Here is a 5,206-nt window from a genome sequence, read left to right as displayed (position 1 = left end):
CGGCTTCTGCGACCCCGGCCCAGCCCCCGCGGCCGTCCCGGACCCTCCGGGGCTCCAGGGGCTCCAGGGGCCCCGGAGGCTCCGCGCCGGGGGCGGGGTCCGGCGGGTCCGGGTCTCCGCCGCGGCCCGCCGGGCCCCACCGCACCTACCGGAGCACCGGGGGGGGCGGGGCCTCCGGCCGGCTAGTACTCGACCGGGACCTCCTCGAACTCACCGAACGGCCCGGCCCGCAGGGTCAGCTCCTCCACGTCCACCGGAGGCGCCGGGAACACGGCGACCAGGTTGTAGGTGTTGCCGGGCTGGAGCATGTGGACCTCCTCGGCGAAGCTGCTGTAGCGGCCCTCGCCGAAGTCCATCTGCGCCACGTAGCGCACCAGCCCGCTCTCCGGCTCCAGCAGCTGGAAGCCGCCGAGCGTGCCCTTGTTGAACTGCTCCGGGCCGCCGGCCTGCACGGCCTCCTGGCCGCCCAGATCGGGGATGGTCGGCTCGCCGGTGGTGTTGGTCAGCGCGACCGTGCCGATCACGTACGCGCCGTCGCGGCGCAGGGGGTAGACCTCCAGGCGCACCCCGTCCAGCTCGCCCTCGGCCACCACGGACCCCGGGTCCGCGTCGTAGGGCGCCGGCCAGGTGACGTTGCGCTGCGCGACGCCCAGCCCGTCGTCGTCGTACTCCTCTTCCTCCGTCGCCTCGACCGTCGTGTTGAACACGTAGGAGAACTCGACGCGGCGGTTGCGGGCGCGGGCCTCGTCGTCGTCGGGCCCGCCCTCGCGGGCGACCGGCTCGCGCTTGCCCCGGCCCTCGACCTCCAGGGTGAAGTCGGTGCCCAGCTCCTCGGCGAGCAGGTCGCGGACGCTCTCCGCCCGCTCGACCGAGAGGTTGTCGTTGTAGGAGTCGTCGCCGATGCCGTCGGTGTGCCCGATGACGGTGATGGCCGGCTCGTCCGGATCGACGTTCGCGGCCAGCGTGGTGGCGGCCCGGCGCACCACGTCCTCGGCGTCCGCCGTCAGGTCGGAGCGGTCGAACTCGAACATGACGTCGGAGTGCAGGGAGATGATCTCGCGGTCGCCGTCCCGCGTGGTGGAGGCGATCTCGGAGTCCACGAAGCTCTGCACCCAGCCCTCGTCCGCCACCGCGTCCTCGTCGGGGCGGCGGTTCACGAAGGTGAGGTTCTCGCCGCGGGGCGGCGGAGCGTCCAGGGTGAGGTGGTCGGGACCGTTGGGGCTCTCCGGGTCCGGCCGCTCCTCCTCCACGTCCTGGACGGGGATGCCCGTCATCGCTCCGAGGCCGCTTCCGACGAAGGTCACCTGCCGCACCTCGTCGGGGATGCGGGGGAAGTAGCGCACGTACTCGTTGGTGACGCCGTCGTGGACCGGGTACAGGCCGTCCTGGTTAGGGCTCTCCGACCCGTACTTGAGCCCCTCCCCGTCCAGGAACTGGCGGTAGACCCGGCCGCTGAGCGGGTCCACGAGGGTGTGGGCCATGCTCAGGTTGCGGTTGGGCCCGGAGAACTCGTCGGGGTAGGTCACCTCGTAGTACATGACGGTGTAGTCGTCGGTGCGCTCCAGGCCGGTGACGGCGAAGTGCATCTCCGTGTCCTGCCCGGTGTCCTGGAAGATGCGCCCCTCGCGGACGTAGGGGAACTCCTCCCTGACCGTCGGCGGCCCCGACGCGTCTCCGAACGTCTCGGACCACCAGTCGGATATGTCCGCGGTGACCGTGCAGCCGCTGAGCAGGAGACTGCCCGAGACCATCAGCGCGACCACGGTGATGGGCGTCTTCCGCGCCATGTGGGGGAACTCCGATCGTTGAGGGAGGCGTACCGGCAACATCCTCCAGCACTCGGAGGGCCGAACCGACCGCCACGTCCCCGGTTGGCGGGATACCGGCCGCTCGGAGGGGGGATGTCCGGGAATCGGGAGGGCGGGACCGGCACAGGAGCCGACAGGCGCCGTCGGGCCGCCCGGCCCCGCTCTCCGCGGCCCCGCCGCCGGAGGCCGGGACGGCCGACGGCCGGAGGTCCCCCCGCGCCTCCTGGAAACCTTCTCCCGGAAAGCTCAGAAAACTACAGTGGCTGGAGTAGACATGCCCCTTCAGTGCTGCTAGATTTCCTGTCGTAGCCACAGAGATACACGGCTGGACCACCGGATACGCCGGTGGAACGCAGGACGGCCCGACGGTGTGCACGTGCTTCAAGACACCGGGAGCCGGTAGGACAGCAGCACCGCAGTACGCAGGACCGGCATCCCGCTCATCCAGGGGACGCCGCAGCAGGACGAAGAGCGCGGTAGGGCTCGACCGGCGCGCTCAGCGGCACGGCGCCGGGAGCCGGTAGCACCGCAGTACCGGTGTCCCGCCCGTACCGGGGAACACCGCGCAGGAGGTAACGCAGGACGGCTCGACGGTGTGCACGTGCTTCAAGACACCGGGAGCCGGTAGGACAGCAGCACCGCAGTACAAGCAGTACGAGCAGCACCGCAGTACGCAGGACCGGCATCCCGCCCGTCCAGGGGACGCCGCAGCAGGACGAAGAACGCGGTAGGGCTCGACCGGCGCGCTCAGCGGCACGGCGCCGGGAGCCGGTAGCACCGCAGTGGAAGACAGTGCACGCAGTGAGATCGAGAGGAGTAGGTGCCATCAGGACCGCCCGGCGCGGAACGTTCGCCCGGGCACCGCAAGGCCCGGTTCGGAAGAAGGTGGTCCACGGTCACACAACCGCGATCCCCGCGATCCCGTCCCAGCTCGACTTCGGGCAGCGGAAGACCGGCAGCGGCCGGTAGGTGGTATTGAACTCTCGGGCCCCAGCGCCGTTCGGCGCTGGGGCCCTCGACGTGCGTCCAGGAGGCGCCCGGCCCCGCCGTGGACGGCGACGGCTCTGGCGGTGAACCCCCGGGTGGGGGATTCTTGGTGGCATGTCCGCGAAGAGGTCCCCCCGGTCCGCCGATCCCGCCTCCGGCCCGAGCACCGCCGGAACGGGAGAGGGCACAGCGCGCGCGAGGCCGTTCCCCGGCCGGTGGACGGGACCGGTCGTCGGCCTGCTCGTCGTCGGCGCGGCACTGGGCGCCGCACAGCTGGCCGCCGCCGCGGTCCGGTCCTCCCCGCCGGTGGTGGCGGTGGGCGACGCCGTCGTGGAACTGAGCCCCACGTGGCTGGTGGAGACGGCGATCACGCTGTTCGGGACCGCCGACAAGGCCGTACTCCTCGCGGGGATCGTGGCCGTCCTGGCGGTGTCCGGGGGCACGCTCGGGGCGGTGGCGCTGCGCCGCCCCTCCGTCGGCTTCGCCGGGTTGGCCGCGTTCGCCGCCGCGGGGCTGGCCGCGACGTGGCTGCGCGGGGCCGACGACCCCGGTGCGGCGCTGTCCGTGGTGTGCGCCGCCCTCGCCGGGGCCGCCGCGCTCGCGGTGCTGCTGAGGAGCGCGGGCGGGACAGGGGGAGCCGCCCCGCCGGCCGGGGCGGACGGGCGCGACGCCTCCGGGAGGGGGCCCGGCGGAACCGGGGACGCGGCTCCCGGCACGGCCCCGGGCCCGGTCACCGACGCGGACACGAGAACCCCCGGGGCCGATGAGGGCCGAGGCGCCCGCCGGCCCGCAGGGGACGACGGGTCCGGCGGCCCGTCCGCGCCCGCCGGGGGAGACGGGTCGGCGCCGACCGGCGCGGGGCGGCGGTTCGTCCTCACCGCCGCCGGGGTCCTCGCCGCCTCGGGCGCGGCGGGCACGCTCGGCCTCCGGCTCCCGGCCCTCCTCGGCGGTCCCCCCGGGCGACCCGCCCCGGCCCTGCCGGCCGCCGCCGTCCCGCTGCCCGCGCTGCCCGCCGGAACCGACCTCGGCATCCCCGGCCTGACCCCGTTCAGCACCCCCGCCGACGAGTTCTACCGCATCGACACCGCCCTCACCGTCCCCCGGCTCGACGCCTCCCGGTGGGTGCTGAGGGTCCACGGGAGGGTGGAGCGGCCGTTCGAGATCGACATGGAAGAACTCCTCGGCCTGCCCCTCGTCGAGGCCGACATCACCCTGTCCTGCGTGTCCAACCCGGTCGGCGGCGACCTCGTCGGCAACACCCGCTGGCTCGGGTACCCCCTCGCGGACCTCCTGCGCCGCGCCGGAGTCCGCGCCGGTGCCGACCAGATCCTCAGCACCTCCCACGACGGGTGGACCTGCGGCACCCCCACCGAGACCGTCATGGACGGGCGCGACGCCCTCCTCGCCGTCGGCATGGGCGGCCGTCCGCTCACTCACGAGCACGGGTTCCCGGCGCGCATGGTCGTGCCCGGCCTCTTCGGCTACGTGAGCGCCACCAAGTGGGTCACCGACATCGAGCTCACCCGGTTCGCCGACAGGCAGGCCTACTGGTCCGACCGCGGGTGGGCGGAGCGGGGACCGGTCAAGACCATGTCGCGGGTGGACGTGCCCGGCGACTTCACGCGGACCGCCGCCGGGGACGTCGTCCTGGCCGGTGTGGCCTGGTCGCAGCACACCGGGATCGACGCGGTCGAGGTCCGCGTGGACGACGGCGAGTGGTGGCCGGCCGAACTGGCCCGGACGCCGGGCGCCGACACCTGGGTCCAGTGGGTCGCGGAGACGCGGGTCGGCCCGGGGATGCACGCGGTGGAGGTGCGCGCCACCGACTCCTCCGGGTACACCCAGTCCTCCGACGAGGTGGAGACGATCCCGGACGGGGCCGAGGGGCGGCACCGCATCCGCTTCACCGCGGAGTAGTCCCAGCTCAGGACCCTCCTCGAAAAACCTCGGAAAAAGTTCCCGGCCGACCCATCCGCCCGGCCTCCGGGTCCGAATACCCCATGTGACCACCGAGACACGCGGGACGAGAAACCCGCCACGCGACAGGCGACGGACCGTCGTCGGGACGGTCGTGGGGCTCCTCTCGGTCGGCGCCTCACTGGGCTCCGCCGAGCTGGCCTCCGCGCTGGCCCGGACCGCGCCACCGGTGATCGCTGTCGGCGACGCCGTCGTCGACAACACACCGCCGGCCCTGATGGAGCTGGCGATCTCGCTGTTCGGAACAGCCGACAAAGTCGTACTGCTCTCCGGAATCGCGGTCGTCCTCCTCGGTGTCGGGGCCGTGCTCGGCGTCGTGGCGCTCCGGCGCCCGGCAGTCGGGTACGCAGGGCTGGCGGTGTTCGCGGCGGCGGGGATCGCCGCCGTGCTCCTGCGCCGCGCCGACGAGCCGGGGGCCGCGATCCCCGTACTCG

Annotated in this window: 2 protein-coding genes and 1 pseudogene; 2 read left to right on the top strand and 1 reads right to left on the bottom strand. The window is 73.7% G+C overall.

What is annotated here, in order from left to right; all coding sequences use genetic code 11:
* Nucleotides 1-182: 182 nt before the first annotated feature.
* Nucleotides 183-1,787 carry an OmpA family protein gene (locus tag ACWGL3_RS30770; RefSeq protein ID WP_267947523.1) on the bottom strand — a complete coding sequence of 535 codons (1,605 nt, stop codon included), beginning with the start codon at nt 1,785-1,787 and terminating at the stop codon, nt 183-185.
* Between the two features lie 1,122 nt (nt 1,788-2,909).
* On the opposite strand from ACWGL3_RS30770, the gene ACWGL3_RS30765 reads away from it, so the two are divergent.
* Both ACWGL3_RS30765 and ACWGL3_RS30760 read left to right on the top strand, forming a co-directional pair.
* Nucleotides 2,910-4,712 (top strand): molybdopterin-dependent oxidoreductase, encoded by a 1,803-nt coding sequence (locus tag ACWGL3_RS30765; protein WP_267947522.1) that lies wholly within the window; start codon nt 2,910-2,912, stop codon nt 4,710-4,712.
* 85 nt (nt 4,713-4,797) lie between these two features.
* Nucleotides 4,798-5,206, top strand: a pseudogene (locus ACWGL3_RS30760) (molybdopterin-binding oxidoreductase); the annotation flags it as partial.

This window comes from Nocardiopsis sp. NPDC055824 (genome assembly GCF_053616335.1).
The sequence above is the reverse complement of the archived record's forward strand: the minus strand, read 5'-3'. Positions and strand labels throughout refer to the sequence as shown.

Bases quoted from the DNA above. Each gene is read 5' to 3' on its own strand.
- ACWGL3_RS30770 (WP_267947523.1), bottom strand. From the start codon at position 1,787: ATGGCGCGGAAGACGCCCATCACCGTGGTCGCGCTGATGGTCTCGGGC.
- ACWGL3_RS30765 (WP_267947522.1), top strand. From the start codon at position 2,910: ATGTCCGCGAAGAGGTCCCCCCGGTCCGCCGATCCCGCCTCCGGCCCG.